The 23,962-nt window shown below is 63.1% G+C and carries 19 protein-coding genes; 11 read left to right on the top strand and 8 right to left on the bottom strand.

Features of this window, described 5'->3' with window-relative positions; genetic code table 11:
• Positions 1 to 193: 193 nt before the first annotated feature.
• Together pta and R0382_RS12660 are read right to left on the bottom strand one after the other, a co-directional pair.
• A complete protein-coding gene (gene pta, locus R0382_RS12665; protein WP_432719968.1) occupies positions 194 to 2,242 on the bottom strand; it encodes a phosphate acetyltransferase in 2,049 nt (682 codons plus the stop codon).
• Positions 2,243 to 2,478: 236 nt separating this feature from the next.
• Positions 2,479 to 3,534, bottom strand: coding sequence for an FUSC family protein (locus tag R0382_RS12660; RefSeq protein ID WP_432719967.1), 1,056 nt, complete (start codon positions 3,532 to 3,534; stop codon positions 2,479 to 2,481).
• Between the two features lie 313 nt (positions 3,535 to 3,847).
• On the opposite strand from R0382_RS12660, the gene R0382_RS12655 reads away from it, so the two are divergent.
• From R0382_RS12655 to R0382_RS12640, 4 genes are all read left to right on the top strand, one after another.
• Positions 3,848 to 5,161, top strand: a complete 1,314-nt coding sequence (locus R0382_RS12655) for a GGDEF domain-containing protein (RefSeq protein WP_432719965.1) — start codon at positions 3,848 to 3,850, stop codon at positions 5,159 to 5,161.
• A 114-nt stretch (positions 5,162 to 5,275) separates the two neighbouring features.
• On the top strand, positions 5,276 to 7,852 hold the full coding sequence (clpB, locus tag R0382_RS12650; RefSeq protein ID WP_432719964.1) for an ATP-dependent chaperone ClpB: 2,577 nt from the start codon (positions 5,276 to 5,278) through the stop codon (positions 7,850 to 7,852).
• Between the two features lie 135 nt (positions 7,853 to 7,987).
• Positions 7,988 to 8,935 carry an alpha/beta fold hydrolase gene (locus R0382_RS12645; RefSeq protein ID WP_432719963.1) on the top strand — a complete coding sequence of 316 codons (948 nt, stop codon included), beginning with the start codon at positions 7,988 to 7,990 and terminating at the stop codon, positions 8,933 to 8,935.
• Positions 8,936 to 9,070: 135 nt separating this feature from the next.
• Positions 9,071 to 9,622: a metal-dependent hydrolase gene (locus R0382_RS12640; RefSeq protein ID WP_432719962.1), complete on the top strand. Its 552-nt coding sequence runs from the start codon at positions 9,071 to 9,073 to the stop codon at positions 9,620 to 9,622.
• A gap of 16 nt (positions 9,623 to 9,638) precedes the next feature.
• On the opposite strand, the gene R0382_RS12635 is transcribed toward R0382_RS12640, so the two are convergent.
• Positions 9,639 to 11,240, bottom strand: coding sequence for an ABC transporter ATP-binding protein (locus R0382_RS12635; protein ID WP_432719961.1), 1,602 nt, complete (start codon positions 11,238 to 11,240; stop codon positions 9,639 to 9,641).
• A gap of 120 nt (positions 11,241 to 11,360) precedes the next feature.
• On the opposite strand from R0382_RS12635, the gene R0382_RS12630 reads away from it, so the two are divergent.
• Positions 11,361 to 13,085: a potassium/proton antiporter gene (locus tag R0382_RS12630; protein WP_432719960.1), complete on the top strand. Its 1,725-nt coding sequence runs from the start codon at positions 11,361 to 11,363 to the stop codon at positions 13,083 to 13,085.
• 91 nt (positions 13,086 to 13,176) lie between these two features.
• Entirely contained in the window at positions 13,177 to 13,530 is a 354-nt protein-coding gene (locus R0382_RS12625; protein WP_432719958.1) for a DUF2502 domain-containing protein, read from the top strand.
• 41 nt (positions 13,531 to 13,571) lie between these two features.
• Here R0382_RS12625 and R0382_RS12620 read toward each other — a convergent pair whose 3' ends face one another.
• Both R0382_RS12620 and R0382_RS12615 read right to left on the bottom strand, forming a co-directional pair.
• Positions 13,572 to 14,672 carry an ABC transporter permease gene (locus tag R0382_RS12620; protein ID WP_432719957.1) on the bottom strand — a complete coding sequence of 367 codons (1,101 nt, stop codon included), beginning with the start codon at positions 14,670 to 14,672 and terminating at the stop codon, positions 13,572 to 13,574.
• Positions 14,669 to 15,724: a microcin C ABC transporter permease YejB gene (locus tag R0382_RS12615; RefSeq protein ID WP_432719955.1), complete on the bottom strand. Its 1,056-nt coding sequence runs from the start codon at positions 15,722 to 15,724 to the stop codon at positions 14,669 to 14,671. The genes R0382_RS12620 and R0382_RS12615 overlap by 4 nt, the downstream gene beginning before the upstream one ends.
• A 285-nt stretch (positions 15,725 to 16,009) precedes the next feature.
• On the opposite strand from R0382_RS12615, the gene R0382_RS12610 reads away from it, so the two are divergent.
• The 4 genes from R0382_RS12610 to R0382_RS12595 all read left to right on the top strand — a co-directional run bounded on the left by R0382_RS12610 (position 16,010) and on the right by R0382_RS12595 (position 18,517).
• Complete coding sequence (locus R0382_RS12610; protein ID WP_432719954.1) at positions 16,010 to 16,255, top strand: hypothetical protein; 246 nt, start codon at positions 16,010 to 16,012, stop codon at positions 16,253 to 16,255.
• 170 nt (positions 16,256 to 16,425) lie between these two features.
• Complete coding sequence (locus tag R0382_RS12605; RefSeq protein WP_432719953.1) at positions 16,426 to 17,664, top strand: NAD(P)H-binding protein; 1,239 nt, start codon at positions 16,426 to 16,428, stop codon at positions 17,662 to 17,664.
• A 1-nt stretch (position 17,665) separates the two neighbouring features.
• Positions 17,666 to 18,133, top strand: a complete 468-nt coding sequence (locus R0382_RS12600) for a DUF2269 family protein (protein WP_432719952.1) — start codon at positions 17,666 to 17,668, stop codon at positions 18,131 to 18,133.
• Between the two features lie 24 nt (positions 18,134 to 18,157).
• Positions 18,158 to 18,517 (top strand): hypothetical protein, encoded by a 360-nt coding sequence (locus R0382_RS12595; protein WP_432719951.1) that lies wholly within the window; start codon positions 18,158 to 18,160, stop codon positions 18,515 to 18,517.
• 190 nt (positions 18,518 to 18,707) lie between these two features.
• Here the strand turns inward: R0382_RS12595 and R0382_RS12590 are convergent, their stop codons facing one another.
• From R0382_RS12590 to R0382_RS12580, 3 genes are all read right to left on the bottom strand, one after another.
• Entirely contained in the window at positions 18,708 to 20,021 is a 1,314-nt protein-coding gene (locus R0382_RS12590) for a Na+/H+ antiporter family protein (RefSeq protein WP_432719950.1), read from the bottom strand.
• A gap of 111 nt (positions 20,022 to 20,132) precedes the next feature.
• Positions 20,133 to 21,929 (bottom strand): extracellular solute-binding protein, encoded by a 1,797-nt coding sequence (locus R0382_RS12585; RefSeq protein ID WP_432719949.1) that lies wholly within the window; start codon positions 21,927 to 21,929, stop codon positions 20,133 to 20,135.
• 79 nt (positions 21,930 to 22,008) lie between these two features.
• The gene (locus R0382_RS12580) at positions 22,009 to 22,896 is read right to left on the bottom strand and encodes a LysR family transcriptional regulator (protein ID WP_432719948.1); all 888 of its coding nucleotides are present in this window, start codon (positions 22,894 to 22,896) and stop codon (positions 22,009 to 22,011) included.
• A 96-nt stretch (positions 22,897 to 22,992) separates the two neighbouring features.
• Between R0382_RS12580 and R0382_RS12575 the strand changes: the two genes are divergently transcribed.
• Positions 22,993 to 23,952 (top strand): DMT family transporter, encoded by a 960-nt coding sequence (locus R0382_RS12575; protein WP_432719947.1) that lies wholly within the window; start codon positions 22,993 to 22,995, stop codon positions 23,950 to 23,952.
• Positions 23,953 to 23,962 lie beyond the last annotated feature (10 nt).

Raw genomic sequence — 23,962 nt, 5'->3', positions numbered from 1 at the left:
AATGCTGCGAAGGTTTGGGTAAACCGGGGATTCTACCACGCGATCATGACGATAAGCTTTGGGCACAATGACCGTCCGGCATAAATTGCCCCGCTCCCCCGCTGATTTGTCTAGCACCGGCGCGGCTTGCAGCCAATAAAAACGCCGGCTTGAAGCCGGCGTTTTTTCTCGATACAGCTATCGGAACGGGCGATTAACGCGCCGCGTCCATCTGCGCGGCCTGAATCGCGGTCAGCGCGATCGTGAACACGATGTCGTCGACCAGTGCACCGCGCGACAGATCGTTCACCGGCTTCCTGAGGCCTTGCAGCATCGGGCCGACGCTGACGACATGGGCGCTGCGCTGCACCGCCTTGTACGTCGTATTGCCGGTATTCAGATCCGGGAACACGAACACCGTGGCCTTGCCGGCGACCTGGCTGCCCGGCGCCTTTTGTGCGGCGACATCGGCCACCGACGCGGCGTCGTACTGCAGCGGGCCATCGAGCACCAGCGACGGGTATTTCTCGCGCGCCAGTTCGGCCGCGGCACGCACCTTGTCGACGTCGGCACCGGCACCGGATTTGCCGGTGCTGTAGCTGATCATCGCCACCTTCGGATCGACCCCGAAGGCCTGCGCGCTGTCGGCGCTCTGCTTGGCGATCTCGGCCAGTTGCTCGGCGGTCGGATTCGGATTGATCGCGCAGTCGCCGTAAACGAGCACCTGATCGGGCATCAGCATGAAAAACACCGACGAGACAATCGACGAGCCCGGCGCGGTCTTGATCAGCTGCAATGCAGGCCGAACGGTGCTGGCCGTGGTGTGCACGGCGCCGGACACCAGACCGTCGACCTTGTCGACCGCCAGCATCATCGTGCCGAGCACCACGGTGTCTTCGAGCTGTTGCAGCGCCTGTCCTTCGGTCAGGCCCTTGCTCTTGCGCAACTCGACCATCGGCGCGACGTACTCCTGACGGATGAGATCCGGATCAAGGATCTCCAGCGACGCCGGCAGCGTGACGCCCTGGGCCGCGGCGATCGATTCGATCGTCTCGCGCTTGCCGAGCAGCACGCAGCTGGCAATGCCCTTCTCTTCGCAGATGACCGCTGCCTTGATCGTGCGCGGCTCATCGCCTTCCGGCAGGACGATGCGTTTCTTGGCAGCACGGGCCTTGCTGATCAACTGGTAACGGAACGCCGGCGGCGACATCCGCATCGACGCCGGTACCTTGACGCCAGCCGCGAGCGATTCGGCCGACAATTGCTCGGCGACGGTATCGAGTACGGCGTTCATCCGTTCGATGTCGTCAGCGGCGACGGCCAGGGGCACCTGGGCGATGCGCGCGGCGGTGCCGTAGCTGTCGGTATCGGTTTGCAGCACCGGAATCCCGCTATTGAGCGCCAGCGCGGCAAATTGGCGGATGCGCGGATCAGGCATGCTCGAATGCGTCAGCAGCAGGCCGGCAAGCTGGACGCCGTTCTTCGCCGCCAGCGCCGTCGCCAGCATGATGTCGTCGCGGTCGCCGGCGCTGACGACCAGCGCACCCGGCTTGAGCCGCTCGACCACTTCGGTGACCGAACGCGCGGCGATCACGGTCTCGTGGACGCGGCGCTTGGCGATCTCGCCTTCGATCAGGACTTCGGCGTTCAGATGGCGCGCGACGTCGAGCGTCCGCGGTGCGAGCAGTTGCGCGTCATAGCGCACCACGCCCCAGACCGGAATGCCGTCGATGGCCGGCTGCGCCGCGGCGTCGAACGTGGCCGGCGCCTTGTTGAAAATGACCCCGGCGACGTTCAGCCCCTCGTGCCGCAGCTGCGCGGCCAGTACCTTGACCTCGTTGACGGCGCCCGATGCACCGGCATTGGCGACCAGCACGGTTTCCGCCTGCATGCTGCGGGCGATATTGGCGTTCAGACCGGCGGTAAAGGCGTTGTTCGGATCGACGTGCAGGCCTTCGACGACGAGCACATCGGCACCGTGCGCGGCGCCCATGCACAGGCTGACGATGTCTTCCATCAGTTCGTCGTTCTGGCCGGCGGTGACGCGGGCGATCACCTGGCCGGTCGACAGGCCGTTCGGCGTGTCGATCTGGCAGATCTCGCGGGCGAAATGGGTCGAACGCTCGACCTCGTGATGGTCCTGCGACACCGGCTTGACGAAGCCGACCTTGAGGCCCTGACGCTGCAGTGCGCGGACCACGCCGAGCGAGACCGAGGTCAAACCGACGTTCTGCCGCGTCGGCGCAATGAAGAATGTCTGCATATGGGATTCCTTTGCAATGGCACCGAAGTGCCTGAGCCACTGATTCGATTCGATCCGGCCATCGCAGCCTGTGCTGTTTAAAAGCGGGCTGCGTTGAATAATCTGTTGCCGGAAATGTAGTGCATCGCCCCTGCCTCGTGGCGGTACTTATTACGCTGGCGGCGTGAAACTTGCTCGATGTCACGCCACCGTTTCGCTGGCATTGACATCCCGAAAAATTAGATCAATCTAATTGACTATATTCTTTGCTTGCGTTGCAAACGGCGCGGCGACTGCGCGGCCTCTATGCTTGGCAGCAGCCGCAGGTAAATCATTGCACCCAGCCCGCACACCACGCAGCCGACCACCGTATCGACCATGCGCGCCAGCGCGAAACCGGTCGCCGACATGCTGCCGCGCAAAATGCCGAAATCCAGCAGCACCATCACCAAGGCGGTAATCGGAATCACCGCCACCCAATAGTTGCGCGCCTGTGCCGCCGGCAACCACGCGGCCATTGCCGTCACGCACAGCGCCAGTGCCCATTCGGCGCGGACGAAATGCACGATCAACGCGCCAAGCACCGCGCCGATCAGCGAACCCGCGAGCCGCTGGATCAGCTTGTGAATGCTGTGGCGCGGATCGTAGACGGTCACGATGACGATGGTCAGCGGCACCCAGTACGCCCGCGTCAGGCCAAGCCAGTGACCGACGGCATAGCCCGTGACGACCAGCACCATGAAATAGAAGGTGAACGCGCCGTTGGTATGCCTGCGCCGCAACAGGTGCCGCGCCGCATCACGCAGCATCGGCGCACTCTGCGGCTCGGGCCGGCGTGCGATGACCAGGTCGACCAGCACGGCCAACATACCCGCCAGACCGCCGACAATCAGATACGTTCCGCACAAGGGGGGCAGATCGGGTGCGCTGTCACCGAACAGGAAGGCAATCAGCCAGTACTTGCCGATGAATTCGACGGCGTTGCCGGCGCCTTGCAGCCAGCCGGCTACGGCGGTGAACCCGAGCAGCAGCACCAAGGACGCCCCCGGGACAGAGTGGCCGACGACGCCGGCAATGCCGGCCAGCAGCATGCCGACTGTCATGTACAGGATCGCCGCCAGCCGCTCGCCAGCATCGCCGCCGCTGTCGACGAACAGCGTGTAGAACCCGGCCACGGCGCCGTAGACGGCCGGCAGGAACTCGCCGCGCATCAGCGCGATCGCCAGCGGCAAACCGACCGCGATCACCGCGCGCAGCATCCGTCGCCGGTTGATCGGGGTGTGCTGCAAGGTCAGGGCGGGATGAAGGAACATGGCGGATCGGGGACGCGCGCGGGCTCGGAAGCGCCGAATGTACGGCCAGACTACGCAATTGGCATTGGTAATGATGACGTAGTTCCGCGGACGCGCTTACATGAAAACCGCACGCCTTACACACACAGACAATTGACGACAAGTAAATTGACACGACTTCATGGCCAACACATTTACCAATTCGGCTGAATAGGCCCAATTCCGTTGCTTTTGAATACCGGAATGACCGTCGGGACACAACCGGCGCATTCCATTTGTTGATTGCGCAAAAAAACCGGTTTAATTGTATTTGACGCAATCAATCCGAGAGCTGATGAACGCACCCAATGCTGACCGACGCCTGCGCGCCGCCATATTCATCCTGCTGATTCTCAGCATCGCCCTGCTTGCGTGGCAGCATCTGGGCCTGAATCGGGTTTTGCGACTCGACGGCAAAAGCACCTACCGGATCACCGCCCTCTCCGACAGCGATGAAGGCGGCACCTCGGTCGCTACCCTGCAGCGACAAGACCGACGCATGGTCTTCAATTGCCGGCTGAACCCAAGCTACGAATGGCCGTATTGCGAACTGCGTCTCTCGTTCAGCGACGATCCACACCGTGGCATCGATTTCTCCCGTTTCTCGCACATCGCGCTCAAGGTCGCGGTCAGCGGTACCGGCGCACAGCGCCTGCGCTTGTTCCTGCGCGACTTCGATGCCGGCAACGCCAAGGCCAACGACCCACTGACCTGGCGGCTCAACGAATTGCAGTTCGAACCTCGCGCCGACGGCAGCGAAATCGTCGTACCGATGCGCACCTTCAACGTGAGCTCATGGTGGCTCAACAACAACAACATCCCGATCGAACGCGCCGTGGTCGAAATGAGCAATGTGCCGATGATGCTGCTGGATACGGCCGGCGTACGTGAACACGCCGACTTGCGCTTCGAGATCGACTACATCGAGTTTCGCGGCAAATGGGTCAGCGCTGGCGAAATGGCGCTGTTTATCGTCGCCCTGTGGCTGTGCGCCGCCATGGCGTATCTCGTGCATTGGCAACTGCGCATGCGCAGCACGCTGGCACACAGCCGTGAACGCGAAGCCGAGCTGCAGCAGCTCAACACGGCGCTGATGCTGGAAAACGCCAAAATCGGCGAAAAGGCCAAGCGCGACCCGCTGACCGGCGCGCTCAACCGCGCCGGCATCCGTGACGCATTGCTCGACGAGGCGGCCAGAGCACTGGACGAAGAACGGCCGCTGGCGGTCATCTTCTGTGACATCGACCATTTCAAACAGGTCAACGATGTACACGGCCATGCAATGGGCGATCAGGTGCTGCAGCAGTTCTCCGCCTTGCTGCGCAAGCGCATCCGCCAGCGCGATTATCTGGTCCGCTGGGGTGGCGAGGAGTTCGTCCTGCTCTGCCCCGACACCTCGCTCGAGCATGCCGGACAACTGGCGCAATCGCTCCGCTACAGCACCGAGGCCAACCGCTGGCCAACCGGCCAGACGCTGACGGCGAGTTTCGGCGTCACGACACTGAGCGCCGAACCGCTGGCGGCCTTCCTTGAACGCGCCGACCGCGCGCTGTACGAAGCCAAGCACCGCGGCCGCAATACCGTCGTTACGCTGCCACCTGAAGCGTGATGCCTTGCCCTGCCCCCGGCATCGCTGGATGACACAGGTTTTTTTGTCGCTTGAAATGCTTCGCAGCCGCTCCATCTAGCATGCATACAGAACTTCTGCCTGCGAGGAACAAGCATGCGATTCGACAAACTCACCACCAAATTCCAGGCCGCCTTTGCCGATGCGCAGAGCCTGGCGCTCGGCCACGATGCCGGCTTTATCGAGCCCGTCCACCTGTTCGCCGCGCTGCTGAACGACAACGAATCCGGCGCGGCTGCGCTGCTGTCGCGCGCCGGCGTCAATGTGCCGCCGCTGAAAACCGCGATCAATACCGCGCTTGAGCGGCAGGCCAAGGTTGAAGGCACCGGCGGCGAAATCAACGTCTCGCGCGATCTGGCCAACCTGCTGAACCTGACCGACAAGGCCGCGCTCAAGCGCGGCGATGCATTCATCTCGTCCGAACTCTTCCTCCTCGCGCTGTGCGAGGACAAGGGCGAGGCCGGCCGGCTGCTGAAGCAGCATGGCGGCAACAAGGCCGCCATCGAAGCGGCAATCGATGCCGTGCGCGGCGGTGCCAGCGTCAACGATGCCAACGCCGAAGAACAGCGCGAGGCGCTGTCCAAATACACGATCGACCTGACCGAGCGCGCCCGCGCCGGCAAGCTCGACCCGGTGATCGGCCGCGACGACGAAATCCGCCGTGCGATCCAGGTCTTGCAACGCCGCACCAAGAACAATCCGGTGCTGATCGGCGAACCCGGCGTCGGCAAGACCGCCATCGTCGAAGGGCTGGCGCAGCGCATCGTCAACGGCGAGGTGCCCGAATCACTGAAGCACAAGCGCCTCTTGGTGCTCGATCTGGCAGCCCTGCTTGCCGGCGCCAAGTACCGTGGCGAATTCGAAGAACGCCTCAAGGCCGTGCTCAGCGACATCGCCAAGGATGAAGGCAACACCATCATCTTTATCGACGAAATCCACACCATGGTCGGCGCCGGCAAGGCCGAAGGCGCGATGGACGCCGGCAATATGCTCAAGCCGGCGCTGTCGCGCGGCGAGCTGCACTGTCTGGGCGCGACCACGCTGGATGAATACAGAAAGTACATCGAGAAGGACGCCGCGCTCGAGCGCCGCTTCCAGAAAGTGCTGGTCGATGAACCGAGTGTCGAAGCCACCATCGCCATCTTGCGCGGACTGCAGGAAAAGTACGAAATCCACCACGGTGTCGACATCACCGACCCGGCTATTGTCGCCGCGGCCGAGCTCTCGCACCGCTACATCACCGACCGCTTCCTGCCCGACAAGGCGATCGACCTGATCGACGAGGCGGCGGCCAAGATCAAGATGGAAATCGACTCCAAGCCGGAATCGATGGACAAGCTCGAGCGCCGCATCATCCAGCTCAAGATCGAGCGCGAAGCGGTCAAGCGCGAGAAGGACGAAGCGTCGCAGCGCCGTTTCGGCCTGATCGAGGAAGAAATCGGCACGCTGGAAAAAGAGTATTCGGATCTGGAAGAAATCTGGAAGGCCGAAAAAGCCGCCGTGCTCGGCTCGCAATCGATCAAGGAAGAAATCGAGCAGGTGCGCAACGCGATGGATGCGGCACAGCGCCGTGGCGAGTGGGACAAGGCGTCCGAATTGCAGTACGGCAAGCTGCCCGAGCTCGAAGCCAAGCTGAAGGCCGCCGAAGCCGCCGAAGGCCAGGACAAGCCGAACCGGCTGCTGAGAACGCAAGTCGGTGCCGAAGAAATCGCCGAGGTCGTCAGCCGCGCGACCGGGATTCCGGTCAGCAAGATGATGTCGGGCGAGCGTGAGAAACTGCTGAATATGGAGGACGCGCTGCACCGCCGCGTCGTCGGTCAGGACGAAGCGATCACCGTCGTTTCGGACGCGATTCGCCGCTCGCGCTCGGGTCTGGCCGATCCGAACCGGCCTTACGGCTCCTTCCTGTTCCTCGGCCCGACCGGCGTCGGCAAGACCGAGCTGACCAAGGCGCTGGCCGAATTCCTGTTCGATACCGATGAGCACATCATCCGGCTCGACATGTCCGAGTTCATGGAAAAGCACAGCGTCGCGCGGCTGATCGGCGCACCGCCGGGTTATGTCGGCTATGAGGAAGGCGGTTATCTGACCGAGGCGGTACGGCGCAAACCGTACAGCGTGATCCTGCTCGACGAAGTCGAAAAAGCCCACCCGGACGTGTTCAACGTGCTGCTGCAAGTGCTCGACGACGGCCGCCTCACCGATGGCCAGGGTCGCACGGTCGACTTCAAGAACACCGTGATCGTGATGACCAGCAACCTCGGCTCCTCGCAGATCCAGATGATGGCCGGCGAGGATTACCAGTTGACCAAGATCGCCGTGCTCGCCGAAGTGAAGGCGCATTTCCGGCCCGAATTCGTCAACCGGATCGACGAAATCGTCGTGTTCCATGCGCTCGCGGCCGAGCAGATCAAGGGCATTGCCGCGATCCAGCTCAAACGCCTCGAAGGCCGGTTGGCGGCGCTGGAGATCGGCCTGACGGTCAGCGATGCGGCACTGGCACAGATCGCCGAAGCCGGCTTCGACCCGGTCTATGGCGCACGGCCGCTGAAGCGGGCGATCCAGAGCGAGATCGAGAACCCGCTGGCCAAGCGGATTCTGGCCGGCGAATTCGGCGCCAAGGACACCGTCCACGTCGACATTGCCGACGGCAAGATGGTGTTCCAGCACTGATCAGGCGCACCGTTGCCGACACACCCCGCTTTGGCGGGGTGTTTTTTTTCCGGCGACAACGGGCACAATTTCCGCTTGAATCGACACAAACGCCCCCGATGTCTGGAGGAGAACCGCGAACCAACCGGAGCCCCCATGCCCCAAGCCAGCGCCAACGGACTGCAGCTCGAATACGAACGATTCGGCGACGCCCGCGATCCGGCCGTGATCCTGATCATGGGACTGGGCATGCAGTTGATCGGCTGGCCCGACGAGTTCTGCCAGTCGCTCGCTGACGAAGGATTTCACGTCGTCCGCTTCGACAATCGCGACGTCGGCCTGTCGAGCTATCTCGACCATCTGGGTACGCCCAGCCTGCCGTGGAATCTGTTGAAGCGAAGGATGGGCCTGACGATCAAGGCGCCCTATTCGCTCGACGACATGACAGCCGATACGCTGGCGCTGATGGATGCGCTCGGCATCGATGCAGCGCACATTGCCGGCGTCTCGATGGGCGGCATGATCGCCCAGTTGATCGCCGCGCGCGCGCCGCAGCGGGTACTGAGCCTGTCCAGCATCATGAGCACCAGTGGCGCCGCCGGCTTGCCCGGACCGAGCCGGGCCGCGCTGACGGCCTTGCTTCGCCGCCCGCCGCGCAATGCCTACGCCGAGTGCAACCGCGCCACCATGATCGACTGGCTGATGCGCAATATCGCTGTGATCCGGAGCCCCGGTTTTCCGACGCCGCCCGAGTTGCAGCGGGCACGCCTGCAACGCAGCCTGAGCCGTGCGATCCACCCAGCCGGCATGCGGCGCCAGCTGTTCGCGGTCGCCGCAGCGCCCGACCGCAGCGCCCTGCTGGCGTCCATTTCGGTCCCCAGCCTGATCATTCACGGCAGCCACGATCCGCTGATTCCGCCAGCCTGCGGTCGCGATTGTGCGGCCAAGATTCCGAACGCCCGCTGGGTCGAAGTCGACGGCATGGCGCATGACATGGCGCCGGGTGTCTGCGAGCATTTATTGTCCCAGCTACCCGCGCACTTTCGCCAAGCCGAGGCCGCCAGGCCAGTCGGCAGTGAAGCAAAAGCGCGCCAGCCTGCCTGAATGGCCTCGGTCGGGCCGAAGGCTTGAACGGAAAGCTCTAACCCGCGCCAGTCTACGACGTCAAATAGAGCCAGTTTCTACAAGACAAAAAGGCTACACTTGCCGGCTTTTTGCAAAAAGCCGGAAAACTTGCCGATGCTGGCAAAAACCCACGTCGTTGCGGGCGTATTTTGTATGGCACTGGCCGGACACTACCTGGGCTACGTGCCCAGCGGCACCGAACTGATCGTCGCCGGCGCCGCCGCGCTCCTGCCCGATATCGACCACCCGAAATCCACGCTGGGACGATGGCTGCCGGGTATCTCGGGCGCCATTGCCAAACTGTTCGGCCACCGCGGCATCACCCATTCGCTGCTCGCCATCCTGGCGCTCGCTTATGGGCTGTTGCAGGCGCAGCTGGCCGACCAAGCCTGGGTCAGGGCAATCTGCATCGGCGCGCTCTCGCATCTGGCCGGCGATCTGTTGACCCCGCGCGGCGTGCCCTTGCTCTGGCCGTGGCGGCACCGGTTTTCGCTGCCGCTACTGGTCACCGGCAGCGTGGTCGAAAAAGCACTGTTGCTGGCCATGGTCGGCGGCACGTTTTATCTGCTGGGCGGGCAACATACGGCGATTTACCGGCTGATCGTACGCGGTGCCGGTCATGGACTGCGCGAGCTACACAGCTTTCACGGCGTTCTGCTCGGCTGATCGACCGCCGCCGGACTCACCCCGCTGCAGCCAGCAGCGAACGTGTATAGGCATGCGTCGGCGCAGACAGCACCGTGGCCACCGCGCCGGTTTCGACCACCTTGCCGGCCTGCATCACCATGACCCGGTGCGCCAGCGCCCGGACGATAGCCAGATCGTGCGTGATCAGCACGTAACTCATCCCGTGCCGCTGCTGCAATTCGGCCAGCAGCGTCAGCACCTGCACGGCGATATGCGCATCCAGCGCCGACGTCGGCTCGTCCAGCACCAGGATATCGGGTGAGACGATCAACGCGCGGGCAATGGCGATGCGCTGGCGCTGACCGCCCGAAAAAGCGTGCGGATAGCGATCAATTACCTCGGCACCAAGCCCGACCTCGTCCAGCGCCGCGAGGACGCGAGACCTCCGCCCGGCTTCGTCCAGTTCCGGCTGGTAAACCCGCAACCCCTCGCCGACGATTTCGCCGACAGTCATCCGCGGTGACAGCGAGGCAAACGGATCTTGCAGCACCACCTGCAAGTGCCGGCGCACCTGCCGCAGCGGCGCACCGCTCAAGGTATCGAGCAGCACGCTGCCGGCCTTGCCGTGAAATTCGATCTGCCCACCGGCTTCGCGCACCAGGCGCAACACCGCCAGGCCCAGCGTGGTCTTGCCCGAGCCGGATGCACCGACGACGCCGAGCGTCTCGCCGCGTGCCAGCGAGAAATCAACCGAGTCCAGCGCATGAAACTGCTCGGCGCGACGAAACCAGCCGCGCGAGCGACGATAGCGGCAGTGCAGGCCACGCGCCTGCAGCAGCACGCCGGCATCGTCATTCAGCGGCCGCGCCAGCCGGATACTGCGTGCCGCCAGCAAGGCCTGGGTATACGGATGGACCGGCGAGGCAAACAATGCCGCGGTCGGCGCCGTTTCGACAATGCGGCCCTCGTGCATCACCGCGACGCGATCGGCAAAATCGCGCACCAGCGGCAGATCGTGCGAGATCAGCAGCAAGCCCATGCCCGATTCGGTCGCCAGCGCCTTGAGCAGGACGAGCACCTGCAGGCGCAAGTGGGCATCCAGCGCCGTCGTCGGCTCGTCGGCCACCAGCAGCTTCGGCGACCCGGCCAGCGCAATGGCAATCAGCACGCGCTGGCGCTGCCCCCCGGAAAGCTGATGCGGAAAACTCGCCAGCATCCGCTGCGCATCGTCCAGGCCGACCCGCTGCAACAGGCTCGCCATTTCCGCCTGCGCCGCCCTGCCGGACAAACCACGCTGCAGCGCCAGTGCTTCGGCAAGCTGCGCACCGACACTCATCACCGGATTCAACGCCGACAAGGGCTCCTGGAACACCATGCCGATGCCGCCACCGCGCAAAGCGCGCAGCTGGCGTGGCGACATCGCCAGCACGTCATCGCCGGCAAAACGGATTTCACCGCTGCAAGCCGCGTCAGGGTCGAGCCGCATCAGCGCCCTTGCAGTCACGCTCTTGCCCGACCCCGAGCCGCCGACAATCGCCAGCGTTTCACCGGCCGCCACGGCAAAACTGATGCCGTCGACCGCCGGAACAGGCGCACAGGGATAACGCACGCTGAGCGCATGCACATCAAGAAGCGGGGGCTTGGTTTGCGGCATCATGGGATCATCTTATGTTACAAACGTGCATCGCCCCAGCGCCGCACTGTGCCCGCCGTCACAGCCGACACGCATCACAAGGCGGCCAGGGAACTTTCATCTCGCCCGCTTTTCTGGTTTCCGATGGGACAACTCAATTACTGGCTGCTGCTTGGCAGCTTTCTGCTTTTGCTCGCGACCTTGTCGAGCACGATTACCGCCCGCCTTGGCCTGCCCCTGCTGCTCGTGTTTCTCGGTGTCGGCATGCTGGCCGGCGACAGCGGTCCGGGGCAGATCAACTTCAGCAACTACCCGCTGGCTTTCGGCGTCGGCAACGTCGCGCTGGCGGTCATCCTGCTCGCCGGTGGCCTGCAAACGCGGATCGACAGTTTCCGGGTCGCGCTCAAACCCGCGCTGTCGCTGGCTACCGTCGGCGTCGTTGTCTCGGCCGGCCTGGCCGGGGCGTTTGCCGCGTGGCTGCTCGGCCTGCCGTGGCTGCACGCGATGTTGCTCGGCGCCATTGTCGGCTCGACCGATGCCGCTGCGGTCTTCGCCCAGTTGCGCTACGGTGGCGTACGCCTGAACGAACGTGTCGGCGCGACGCTGGAAATCGAATCCGGCGCCAACGACCCGATGGCGATCTTCCTCGTCATCACCTTGCTGAGCATCATGACCGGCGAAAGCCAGCCGGATGTGCTCAGCATGCTGGGCGAATTCGTGCGTCAGTTCGGTTTTGGCGCGGCGGGCGGGCTCGCCGGTGGCTGGTTGCTCTCGCGCGCAGCCGCCCGCTTCACCCTCGCAGAAAGCCTGTATCCGCTGCTGGTGCTCGGCGGTGGGCTGATGATTTTTGCCGCGGTCAACAGTGCAGGCGGCAGCGGTTTTCTGGCGATCTACCTCGCCGGCCTCGTCATCGGCAACCGGCCCTTGCCGGCCAGCGAAAGCGTGCGCGGCATGATGGACGGCCTCGCCTGGCTGGCGCAGGCCGGCATGTTCCTGCTGCTCGGGCTGTTGGTGACGCCAAGCCGGCTGCTGCCCGAAATCGGCCCCAGTCTGGCGTTTGCCGCTTTCCTGATGTTCATCGCCCGGCCGATCGCCGTTGCGCTCTGTCTGGTGCCGCTCAAGTTCAGCCGACGCGAGATCGTCTTTGTCAGCTGGGTCGGCCTGCGTGGCGCCGTTCCGATCGTGCTGGCGACGTTCCCGATCATGGCCGGCGTCAGCGGCGCAGTCGCGCTGTTCGACATCGCGTTTGCCGTCGTGCTGGCCTCATTGCTGATTCAGGGCACGCTGGTACCGTGGATGGCCAAGCGCTGCAAGGTCGAAGTGCCCGACTACCCCGAACCGCTGGCCAGACACGGGCTGCGCCAACCGGGCCGCGCCGACTGGCAGATCGTTCAGTACCGCGTCGTCGCCGATGCGCCCGGCGAGCACAGCATGGCCCATACCGCGCCGCATCTGGAGCACGGCCGGGCCAAGCCGCTGGCGGTGCTACGCGGCATCCGGCTGGCGCTACCGCGTCAGGCCGAGCGCTTGCGCGCTGGCGACCTGATCGTGTTGGCGTCAACCGAGGAGGCGTTGCCCGAGCTGGGCCGCTGGTACGGCGAAGCCCAGAATGCACGGATGGCGTACGAGCGCAGTTTCTTCGGTGATTTCGTTCTGGATGGCGATGCGCCGCTCACGGCACTGGCCGAGCTGTACGATTTTCCGATCGCCGACAGCGAAACCGAGTTCGACGTCGCCACGCTGATCCGCTCGCGCCTGCACCGCCCCGCCGTGGTCGGCGACCAGATCGCCTTCGGCCATGTGACGCTGATCGTTCGCGAACTCGAGCGCGACCGGATTACCCGCGTCGGCCTCAAGCTTGATCGCTAGACTGTGAACCAGTACACAGCCCAAGCGACGCTTGCTTGTTAAGCTGATGTCATCCATCCGCTCCTCCATCCATTTGCAAAGGGCAACGATCATGAAAAAAGCATTGCTCGTCGGCGTGCTCGCGGCGCTGCCACTGCTGGCACCGCTGGTGACACACGCTGCCGACGTCAACATCGGCATCTCGGCACCGGGCGTGTCGATCTATATCGGCGACCGCGACGACCGCGGCTACTACTGGTATGACGGTCGCTACCGCGAGCCGGCGTGGTGGAATGCCCACCCGCAATACCACCCCAAGTACGGTTACCGTGACCCGCGCGGCTATTACTGGGATGGTGGTCGCTGGCGTGATGAAAAGTGGTGGAAAAAGAACGGCAAGGGCAACGGCGCCTACAAGGATGGCTATCACTGTCCGCCGGGCCAGGCCAAGAAAGGCAATTGCTGATCCGCTTCACCTTAAAAAAAAACCGGCTTGCGCCGGTTTTTTCATGCGTCGGCGCGTGGATCGAGTGCGGCGCGCAGCGCTTCGCCGATGAACACCAGCAGCAGCAGCATGCCGACCAGCACCACGAAGGTCGGCAGCGAAATCCACCATGCATCGAGATTGGCCTTGCCCTGCGCCAGCAGTTCGCCGAGCGACGGCGTCGACGCCGGCACGCCCAGGCCGAGGAAGTCGAAACTCGTCAGCGCCAGCACCGCGCCGGACATCCGGAACGGCAGGAAGGCGATCACGGCGGTCAGCGAGTTGGGCAGCAGGTGTCGCCGGATGATCTGCCAGTCCGACAGCCCGAGCGCCCGCGCCGCCAGCACGTATTCAAGATTGCGGTTGCGCAGAAATTCGGCGCGCACATAGTCGGCCAGCCCCATCCAGCCGAATACCGACAGCAATACCAGCAGGATCAGCAGGCTGGGTTCGAACATCGACGCGAAGATCAGCAGCAGGTACAGCTCGGGCATCGAACTCCAGACCTCGATCAGCCGCTGGCCGACCAGATCGATCTTGCCGGCGAAATAGCCCTGGATCGCGCCGGCGACGATGCCGAGGGCGCAGCCGATCATCGTCAGCGCCAGCCCGAACAGCAGCGATATGCGAAAGCCGTAGATCAGCCGCGCCAGCACATCGCGGCCGCGATCGTCGGTCCCCAGCCAGTTGGCCCGCGATGGCGGCGCCGGGTTCGGGCTCGGTGCAAAGTAATTGATCGTATTCGCCGCATAACGATTCGGCGCGAACAGCGCCCAGTTACCGTCGCTGCTCAGGCGATCGCGGATATAGGGGTCGAGGTAATCGGCCGGCGTCGGAAAATCGCCGCCGAACTCGGTCTCCGGATAGGTCTGCACCAGTGGGAAATACCAAGTGCCGTGGTAGCGGACAACGAGCGGCTTGTCGTTCGACAGCAGCTCGGCACCCAGACTGAGGACGAACAGCAAGGTCAGCATGATCAGGCTGTAAAAACCGAGTTTTTGCGCGCGAAAGCGCCGCCACGCGCGCCGCCATGGCGACAGCGGCAAACTCGGTGCATCCAGCACCGGCGACGGCAATGCCCCGTCGAGTACCGGCCCGAGTGCGGGTTCGAGAATGGGCTTCATGCGTCGACCCCTTCGAAGCGCAAGCGCGGGTCGACCAGCACGTAGCACAGGTCGGACAGCAGCTTGGTCAGCAACCCGATCAGCGAGAACAGATACAGCGCGCCCATGACCACCGGGTAATCGCGTCGGATCACCGACTCGTACGACAGCAAGCCGAGACCATCGAGCGAGAACAACGTTTCGATCAGCAGGCTGCCGGTGAAGAACGCACCGACAAAGGCTGCCGGAAAGCCGGTGACGATCGGAATCATCGCATTGCGGAATACATGGCCCCACAGCACGCGCCGCTCCGACAGCCCCTTGGCACGCGCGGTCAGCACATATTGACGGCGGATTTCCTCCAGCAAGCTGTTCTTGGTCAGCAGGGCTACCGACGCGAAACTGCCGACCACCATCGCCGAAACCGGCAGCACCAGATGCCACAGATAATCAGTGACTTTACCGAGCAGCGACAGGCTCTCCCAGCCATCCGATGTCAGCCCGCGCAGCGGAAACAACTGCCAAAAGCTGCCGCCGCCAAACAGCACCAGCAGCAACACCCCAAGCACGAAGCCGGGGATCGCGTAGCCGACCATCAGCACCATCGTCGTGACCCAGTCGAAACGGCTGCCGTGGCGCATGGCCTTGGCCACGCCGAGCGGCAACGAAACCGTATAAACGATGATGAAACTCCACACGCCGAGGCTGGCCGATACCGGCAGCTTGGACTTGATCAGCGTCCACACGTCCTCGTGGTGGAAATAGCTCTGGCCGAGATCGAACTGCAGGTATTGCTTGATCATCAGCCAGAAACGCTCGATCACCGGCTTGTCGAAACCGTACAGCGCGCGGATTTCGGCCAGTTGTTGCGGATCGAGCCCGCGGTGGCCGAGCCGCGCCGCCGAACCGCCGCCACCGCTGGCCTCGGCGAACGACGACGTGCCCTTCAGTTGCTGGATCAGCTCGTCGGCCGGCCCGCCGGGAACGAACTGGATCACGACAAAGGTCAGCAGCAGGATGCCGAACAGCGTCGGCAACATCAGCAGCAGGCGTTTGGCGAGATAGAGCGGCATCGAAGGGAATCCGGAGGTTTGTCCCACCTTAGAACCTGTTCACGATTTTTTCACGGCAGCGCCGGATCGGAAAAAGCGCAGGCACAAGGCGTACGACGCAGACCATAACTGGTTATGAGCAAGGCGTACAACGCAGTGAATGCGTTTTTCCGGTCCGACCCTTCGGGTTCGGCGCATTGCCGAACGCTGGCGCGAAAAGATCGTGAACAGGTGCTCGGCACGGGCGCGACAAGGCCGACGCCGGCCACGATAATGGCCGACCCGACTGTCGCTGTGAAAGACCCGATGCGTTTACTGATCCTCTCCGGCCTGCTGGGCCTTACCGCCTGCGCCAGCGTCCCGCACGCCGACGAAGCCCGGCTTGCCTGCGCCGCGCTGGTCGCACAAAAAACGCATGCCGACGTCCGCGTCGAATCGGTCTACGCACTTACGGCAACCACGCTCGCCGCCAGTGCCTACCCCAAGCTTGCTGGCGCACAGGCTGTGCAATGCCGTTACGACACTGCAACACACAGCGCGAGTATCGATTGAAAAACTTGCGGGTTGCCTGCTTATTCTCTAATTTCTGAATTAACAGAAATAAGAGAAATTCCGGATCGTCACGCTCAACCGCCGGCAAGAAACATTCGGCGCCGGCGAGCGACGAGTAGACCTCCGACCCGCCACCGCCGCACCGGCCGGTCACAACACGGATCAACGAGATGAACGTCCTGCGCATCCTGCTGCTCGGCGCCGACGGCTTTCTGGGCCGGCAGCTGAAAGCCGCACTATTGGCCGCCGGCCACGAGGTCGTCGACGCCGTGCACCGGCCGCAACACGCCGGCCAGATCGCGGTCGATTTCATGCGCGATCACACGGCCGCGGTCTGGCTGCCCAGGCTGGCCGGCATCGACGTCGTCATCAACAGCGTCGGGCTGTTCCGCGAGTCGGCCCACGCCTCGTTTGACGCGATTCATATCCACGCTCCCACTGCGCTTTACCGGGCGTGCCGTGATGCCGGCGTCCAGCGCGTGTTGCTGATCTCGGCACTCGGTGCCGCGCCGGATGCCGATACCCGCTACTGGCGCAGCAAGGCGGAGGGCGAAGCGGCGCTGCGCGAGTCCGGCGTCGGCTGGAACATCGTTCGCCCTTCGCTCGTCTACGGCGACGATGGCGCCAGCACGCGCTTGTTCGCCACGCTGGCGCAAAGCCCGTTGCTGGCCTTGCCAGCGCAGTGCGGCAAGGTGCAGCCGATCCACGTCGACGACTTCGCCGCCGGCTGCGCGGCCTTGCTGAGCCGGGTCGAGCACGCCAATCGGGTTTTCGATGCGACCGGGCCGATCGCGCTCGCTTTCGCGGACTATCTGCGACTGCTGGGTGGCACGCAGCGCCCGGTGTTGCGCATGCCGCAAACGCTGTGCCGCGTGGCCGCCCGGCTGGCCGAAACCCTGCCCGGCGCGCTGTTGACGCGTGACAGCCTGACCATGCTCGCCACCGGCAACACCGCCGATGGCCGCGATTTCGCCGCGCTGCTGCCCCACCCCCTGCGCGATCCGGCCGGCTTCGCGGGTCCAGCGATGCAACTGCGCGCCCGCCTCGGTATTGCGCGCGGCTGGCTGCGCGCCGGGCTGGCCTTCGTCTGGCTCGCTACCGTCGTGGTGTCGCTCTGGGTGTATCCGGTCGCCGCCAGCCACCAACTGCTGGCGGCTTGCCATATCCCGCCACTGCTGTTTGAACCGATGCGGATCGGCTCGGCGGGGCTCGATGCCTTGTTCGGCGTGCTGACACTGTGCAGACCAAGCCGCCGGCTGTGGCAGGCACAGCTGCTGCTGATCGCCGGATACAGCGTGCTTGTCGCCGGTTTTTTGCCCGAGTTCCTGATCCACCCGTTCGGGCCGCTGACCAAGAACGCCGGCCTGCTCGCCGGACTGCTGGCACTGATGGCCACCGAGGAGAAATGAGATGGACTACCTGATCATCAAAACGCTGCACATCCTGTCCGCCACGCTGATGTTCGGTACCGGTTTTGGTACGGCCTTTTATATGTTCTTCAGCAACCGCAGCAAGAACGTCCAGGCCATCGCCGTTGTCACGCGCTGGGTGGCTAAGGCCGACTGGTGGTTCACCACGCCGGCGGTGATTTTCCAGCCGCTCTCCGGCATCTGGCTGATGCATCAGGCTGGCTGGGCGATCGGCTGGAACTGGGTCGGGCTGACCTTGCTGCTGTACACGATGGCCGGCCTCTGCTGGTTGCCGGTGGTGTGGCTGCAACTGCGCATGCGCGATATGGCGCAGATCGCCGCCGCCGCTGGAGTAACCCACCTGCCGGCGCGCTACTGGCGATTCGAGCGCTGGTGGACCGTGCTGGGTTTTCCGGCCTTTGGCGGCCTGCTGGTGGTGTACTGGCTGATGGTGGCCAAGCCGTTCTGATTTCAACCGTGAAGGAGCATTCCCATGCATCCGCTAATACTGCTGTTGAGCGAACTCTTTGTCGGCGCGCTGGTTGCGCTCACCGCCAGCCTGTCGCTGTTCGCGCCCATGCGCGAAGTCATCACCGATTTATGCGGCACGCCGACGCGCGGCCGATTCTGGACCAACTACGCTGTCGCAATGATTTTCCTCACGGCGTTGCTGGCCGTGATGCTGTTCAGCCGCGGCGACGCGGTGGCCGACCTGGCTTTCTACAAGCGGGCGTTCACCGCGGCACTGGTCGGCGTCTTTGTCGCACTGGCGTTTGTCGGTCAGCGCATCCTGCGCTTTATTCCCGACGCTCGGCAGGCCGAACACGCCATGCCGAACTTCGAGAAGCCCTGAGCCGCCGGGCTCTGACGGTTGGCAGCGTTGCTCCTGCTAACCGCCCTTAGAAACGATCCCAGCAGGAGAGCGGGCCAAAGCAGTTTGTTCCCGCCCGAAGCACAGGGGCCGGAATGGACACAAGGTCCGGAGGGGCCCGAGCATCGGACGGGGACAAAACGCGCAGGCGCAGCCGCCTGATGGGATAGGTTTAGAGCACCATTACCGCAATCCAGCCGAAGGCCAGCAGCGGCAGGTTGTAGTGCAGGAACGTCGGCACCACCGTGTCCCACATGTGGTCGTGCTGGCCGTCGACGTTGAGGCCCGAGGTCGGCCCCAGCGTCGAATCGGCGGCCGGGCTGCCGGCGTCGCCCAGTGCACCGGCGGTGCCGACCAGCGCGACAATCGCTGTCGCCGAGAAGCCCAGATGCATGGCCAGCGGCACGTAGATCGTCGCGATGATCGGCACGGTCGAGAACGACGAGCCGATGCCCATCGTCACGATCAGGCCGACCAGCAGCATCAGGAAGGCGGCGAGCGGCTTGTTGTCGCCGATCATCGACATCGAGCCCTTGACCAGGGTGTCGACGTCGCCGGTGGCCTGCAGGACGGCGGCAAAGCCGTTGGCGGCGATCATGATCAGGCCGATGCCGGCCATCAGTTTCATGCCTTCCTGAAACAGGCTGTCCGACTTCTTGAAGGGCACGGCGCCACCGAGCACACAGACGACGAAACCGGCCAGCGCGCCGAGGATCATCGAATCGGCGGCGAGCTGCACGGCAAACGTTGCAACCATTGCCACGACGGCGACGGTCAGCGAGCGACGCGTGTAGTGGCCGCCCTCGCGCTCGACCGCCACCAAGGCCTCAAGATCGTAGTGGCGCGGCTTGCGATAGCTGAAGAACACCGCAATCAGCAGACCGAACAACATGCCGATCGCCGGGATCAGCATCGCGTGCATCACGTTGACATGGCTGGCGTCGAGGCCGGCCTTGGCGATATTGCCCAGCAGGATCTGGTTCAGGAAGATGTGGCCGAAGCCGACCGGCCAGAACATGTAGGGCGTGACCAGACCGAAGGTGATCACGCAGGCCAACAGCCGCCGATCGACCTTGAACTGGCCGAGCGTAAACAGCAGCGGCGGTACGACCAGCGGAATGAAGGCGATATGAATCGGCAGCAGATTCTGCGAGGCGATCGCCAACAGCAGCAGCGCACCGATGATGCCCCATTTGATCGACGACCCGCGCGTGCCCTTCTCGGCCATCCGCGCCAAGCCGTCGGCCATGGCATGCGGCAGGCCTGATTCGGCCAGTGCCAGCGCGAACGCGCCGAGCAGGCCGTACGACAGCGCAACACTGGCGCCGTTACCGAGGCCGGAACCGAACGCCGTCAGCGTCTCGGTCAGCGGCATGTGCGCGACCCAGCCGGCGGTGACAACGGCAAGCAGGATACTGACGACGACATTCACTCTCGCCAGCGAGAGCAGCAGCATCAGCAGCACGGAAATCAGGACAGCATTCATGGGTTCTTCTAACTTGTAATCCGGGCAAACCGGCGGACTCTACCGGCGAAACAGCACACCTGCATCGGCAATAACGCGTACACGCCGCGTTGCAGCGACGTATCGGTCAAACTACCGGTGATCAGCGGCGGCCCACCAAGTCTGGATCGCCCATTCCTCAGCGCCGTAGTACTTGGGCAAACTCGCCGGCCAGGCGTAACCGACGCGGAAGGCGACGCGATGCACCCGGTTATGCCAGTTCGGCACCAGGTAGTAACCGGCGCGCAATACCCGATCCAGCGCGCGACCGGCGTCGACCAGCGCGGCGCGATCGGGCGTCTGCACCACCGCGTCGATCAACGCGTCGACGGCCGGATCCTTGATGCCCATCGCATTGTTCGAACCCGGCTCGTCCGCCGAACGCGAACCGAAGTTACCGTAAAGCTCGTTACCGGGGCTTTGACTTGCGCCAAAGGTCACGACGGTCATGTCGTAATCGAACGCATCCAGCCGCTTTTGCGCCAGCGCCAGATCGAGCACACGGTAGTTGAGCGTGATGCCGAGCTTCTGCAGATTGCGCGCATACGGCGCCACCAGCCGTTCGAACGCCTTCTGGTACAGCAGCATGTCGATGACGAAGGGCTCGCCCTTCTTGTTGCGCAATGCACCGTCGCGATAGGTCCAGCCGGCGTCCTCAAGCAGTTGCCGTGCGCGCAGCAGGTTTTTGCGCAGGCTGTCGGGCGGCGTGGTCGTCGGCGGCATCGTCGCGGTGACGAAGACCGACGGATCGACCTTGCCGCGCAACGGTTCGAGATAGCGCAGCTCGCCCGGCCCCGGCTTGCCCTTCGCCTCGATCTCGCTATTGGAAAAATAACTCGGCGAGCGGGTGTACTGGTCATAGAACAACTGGCGATTCATCCATTCGAAATCCATCGCCAGCACCAGCGCACGCCGCACGCGCACATCCTTGAAATCGGGCCGGCGCACATTGATCGCGTAGCCCTGCATGCCGGCGCTGTTCTCGTGCGCAAACGTCTTCTTGACGATGCGCCCGTCGCGGAACGCCGGCCCGGTGTAGCCGCGCCCCCACTGGCGGGCGACGTTCTCGAAGGTGAAATCGAACTCACCGGCCTTGAAGGCTTCAAGCCGCGCGGTATCGTCCTGGTAATAGCGATAGCTGATCCGGCCGAAGTTGTACGTGCCGAGGCGCACCGGCAACTGCCAGCCCCAATAATCGGCGCGACGCCGGTAGACGATGCGCTTGCCCTGATCGACCGTCTCGATCGCATACGGCCCACTACCGATCGGCGTCTGCTGCACCCACTCGTCGAACGGCTTGCCACCGCCCCACTCCCTGGCAAACACCGGCAACTGGCCGATCGTCAGCGGCAGCTCGCGGTTGCGCTGCTTGAAACGGAACCGCACGGTTTCGGTGTCGAGCACATCGACGCCGGCGACGTCGCCCCAGTACTGACGGAACATCGGGCTGGCGCGCTTGCTCATCAGCGTCTCGAACGAAAAGCGCACATCGTCGGCGCCGACCTTGCGACCGTTGCTGAAGCGCGCCTTCGGATTCAGGTGAAACGTCACCGACAGGCCATCCGCTGCAATGCGGATATCGTCAGCCAGCAGACCATAGGCCGACAGCGGCTCATCCTGGCTCTGCATCGTCAGGCTCTCGAACACCAGCCCGTCCCCAAGCCCGCCCAGCCCTGCCACCGAACGCCCCTTGAGCGTGAACGGATTGAGCTTGTCGAAATCCCCCATCGCCGCCAGCCGCAGCTCACCACCAGCCGGCGCCTTCGGGTTCACATAGTCAAAATGGGTAAAACCGGGCTGATATTTGGGCGCGTAGCCCAGCGCGACGGCGTAGTCGGCACGCGCGGGCATGATGGCGAACAGCAGGATGAAAGCAAGGATCAGGCGCATGGGGTTCCGTGGGCGTCGTTTGCATAATCGTAGTACCCGAGCCGGCGGCGAACCACCATCTGAACCTGATCCGCACAATTCAACTGCCTCGTGTTCCGCCGCTTCGCGCCATCTTGATGAACGCCAGTGCGGTAGCGGATAGATTGCGCTCATCCAGCACCGCCAAACCAATATGGCGTTCAGCCTTTGGGCTGAGTGGCCGGCATACATATCCGGACAAGCCCGCCATGGCTTGCGGCAAGGCCAGCTCCGCCAGAATAGTGACGCCATCACCGCGCGCCACCATTTCCAGAATGCTCATCAATTGGGCGCTGCGATAACGGATATTGGGCGTAAGCCTGGCCTGCTGAAACAACTGCAAAACCAGTTCCGTCGACCCGGCCTCAGTCAAGATAAAAGGATCATCGCATAGCTCACGCAGGCTGATTGCTTCCTGTCCGGCTAATGCATGCCCAGCCGGGACAACAGCCAGCAGTTGATCGCACACCAGCGGGTAAGTATCAAACCTCTCTTCGAGCAATACGACAAAGCCAATGTCAATACGCCGATCGAGCAACCACTGCATCACCTGCCGATCCGGCCCCTCATCGATATGAACCTCAACGCCGGGATAGCGGCGACGATACTCGTTCAGCATATCGGGTATCAGGCGCAACGATGAACTCGGCCCGAACGAGCCGATTCGCAAGCAGCCCTGCTTCATCGCACGGGCATCCGAAGCCTCCTGCCGCATCGTTGCCACCAGTCCCAGTATCTCTCGCGCATGCCGAAGCAATTTCTCCCCGGCATCGGTCAATTCGAGCGGGGATTGCTGTCGAAGCACCAGCGCAACACCAAGCTCCTGCTCCAAAGCCCGGATGGCATGTGATACCGCAGACTGCGAAATCCCCAGATCCGTCGCAGCGGCGGTAAAGCCCCGAAGTTCGGCAAGCCGAGAAAAAACTTCAAGCTGGGTAAATGTCAGCATGCATTCAAGCCGGCCATGAGCGGATGCTCATTTTACCATGGGCCCACAACAGCATGACAATTCAGCAAAGCCAACCGGACCAGCTTGGAAAATGCGATGCAATCCAATTTTTTGGTTTACCTGAAGCTATGCCTGGTCTCGATGATATGGGGCGGCACCTTCGTTGCTGGACGCTACCTTGCGGATGGAGCGCCACCGCTCTTTGTCTCGTCTATTCGCTTTTGGCTGGCCAGCGCCGCCCTCGCGATTTTTCTGGGAATGAAGCAACAACCTTTGGTTCGTATCAATATGCGGCAATTCGTTCAATTGCTGGCACTCGGCTTCTTTGGCATATTTGCTTACAATCTATGTTTTTTCTATGGACTTCATTATATAAGTGCCTCACGGGCATCCTTGATTGTCGCACTCAATCCTGCCGTCATGGCATTGATTGCCTATACGTTCTTCAACGAAAAATTGTCTGTGCTAAAAATAATCAGCATTGCTCTTTGTCTGTTCGGCGCGGCGATGATCATCATCAGTAAACAAGCCCCGATGCAAGGAGCAACAGCCGATTCTGGATACGGTGACATGCTGTTACTGGGCTGCGTGATCAGCTGGGGTATTTACAGCGTATTTTCCAAAAATCTATCCGCCAGCATCGGCGCATTACATGCCGTGAGTTACTCAATCTGGTTTGGCACTGCCATGCTTACCGCAATGGCCGTTGCAACGGGTCAGTTCAGTTATTCCATGCTGATTGGGCTTCGGCTCCCCGCCATCGTCAGCCTTGCCTACTTGGGCATCATCGGCTCTGCCTTGGCGTACATTTTGTACTATGACTGCATACAAAAAATCGGGGCTACGCGTTCAGGTGTATTCATTGCGCTCAATCCGTTAACGGCCGTTTTTCTAGGCACGGTCATTCTGGATGAAAGTCTGACCGTCCCCATGTTCATCGGCGGCGGACTGGTCATTGTCGGGATCATTCTGTGCAATCTACCGGCGCGACCCAAATTGCATGAACAGGCCGCGCCCATCCAAACCCCGGCACAGCCGGCGCCCCGTGAACGGTGACCCCGTTCTG

It is taken from the genome of Jeongeupia wiesaeckerbachi, from assembly GCF_050916355.1.
Classification (GTDB): domain Bacteria; phylum Pseudomonadota; class Gammaproteobacteria; order Burkholderiales; family Chitinibacteraceae; genus Jeongeupia; species Jeongeupia wiesaeckerbachi.
The sequence above is the reverse complement of the archived record's forward strand: the minus strand, read 5'-3'. Positions and strand labels throughout refer to the sequence as shown.

Coding starts and splice junctions, on each gene's coding strand:
- clpB (WP_432719964.1), top strand. CDS start 5,276: ATGCGATTCGACAAACTCACCACCAAATTCCAGGCCGCCTTTGCCGAT.
- R0382_RS12615 (WP_432719955.1), bottom strand. CDS start 15,724: ATGCCGCTCTATCTCGCCAAACGCCTGCTGCTGATGTTGCCGACGCTG.
- R0382_RS12620 (WP_432719957.1), bottom strand. CDS start 14,672: ATGAAGCCCATTCTCGAACCCGCACTCGGGCCGGTACTCGACGGGGCA.
- R0382_RS12605 (WP_432719953.1), top strand. CDS start 16,426: ATGAACGTCCTGCGCATCCTGCTGCTCGGCGCCGACGGCTTTCTGGGC.
- R0382_RS12585 (WP_432719949.1), bottom strand. CDS start 21,929: ATGCGCCTGATCCTTGCTTTCATCCTGCTGTTCGCCATCATGCCCGCG.
- R0382_RS12630 (WP_432719960.1), top strand. CDS start 11,361: ATGGGACAACTCAATTACTGGCTGCTGCTTGGCAGCTTTCTGCTTTTG.
- pta (WP_432719968.1), bottom strand. CDS start 2,242: ATGCAGACATTCTTCATTGCGCCGACGCGGCAGAACGTCGGTTTGACC.
- R0382_RS12580 (WP_432719948.1), bottom strand. CDS start 22,896: ATGCTGACATTTACCCAGCTTGAAGTTTTTTCTCGGCTTGCCGAACTT.
- R0382_RS12600 (WP_432719952.1), top strand. CDS start 17,666: ATGGACTACCTGATCATCAAAACGCTGCACATCCTGTCCGCCACGCTG.
- R0382_RS12610 (WP_432719954.1), top strand. CDS start 16,010: ATGCGTTTACTGATCCTCTCCGGCCTGCTGGGCCTTACCGCCTGCGCC.
- R0382_RS12635 (WP_432719961.1), bottom strand. CDS start 11,240: ATGATGCCGCAAACCAAGCCCCCGCTTCTTGATGTGCATGCGCTCAGC.
- R0382_RS12655 (WP_432719965.1), top strand. CDS start 3,848: ATGAACGCACCCAATGCTGACCGACGCCTGCGCGCCGCCATATTCATC.
- R0382_RS12625 (WP_432719958.1), top strand. CDS start 13,177: ATGAAAAAAGCATTGCTCGTCGGCGTGCTCGCGGCGCTGCCACTGCTG.
- R0382_RS12660 (WP_432719967.1), bottom strand. CDS start 3,534: ATGTTCCTTCATCCCGCCCTGACCTTGCAGCACACCCCGATCAACCGG.
- R0382_RS12590 (WP_432719950.1), bottom strand. CDS start 20,021: ATGAATGCTGTCCTGATTTCCGTGCTGCTGATGCTGCTGCTCTCGCTG.
- R0382_RS12575 (WP_432719947.1), top strand. CDS start 22,993: ATGCAATCCAATTTTTTGGTTTACCTGAAGCTATGCCTGGTCTCGATG.
- R0382_RS12640 (WP_432719962.1), top strand. CDS start 9,071: ATGCTGGCAAAAACCCACGTCGTTGCGGGCGTATTTTGTATGGCACTG.
- R0382_RS12595 (WP_432719951.1), top strand. CDS start 18,158: ATGCATCCGCTAATACTGCTGTTGAGCGAACTCTTTGTCGGCGCGCTG.
- R0382_RS12645 (WP_432719963.1), top strand. CDS start 7,988: ATGCCCCAAGCCAGCGCCAACGGACTGCAGCTCGAATACGAACGATTC.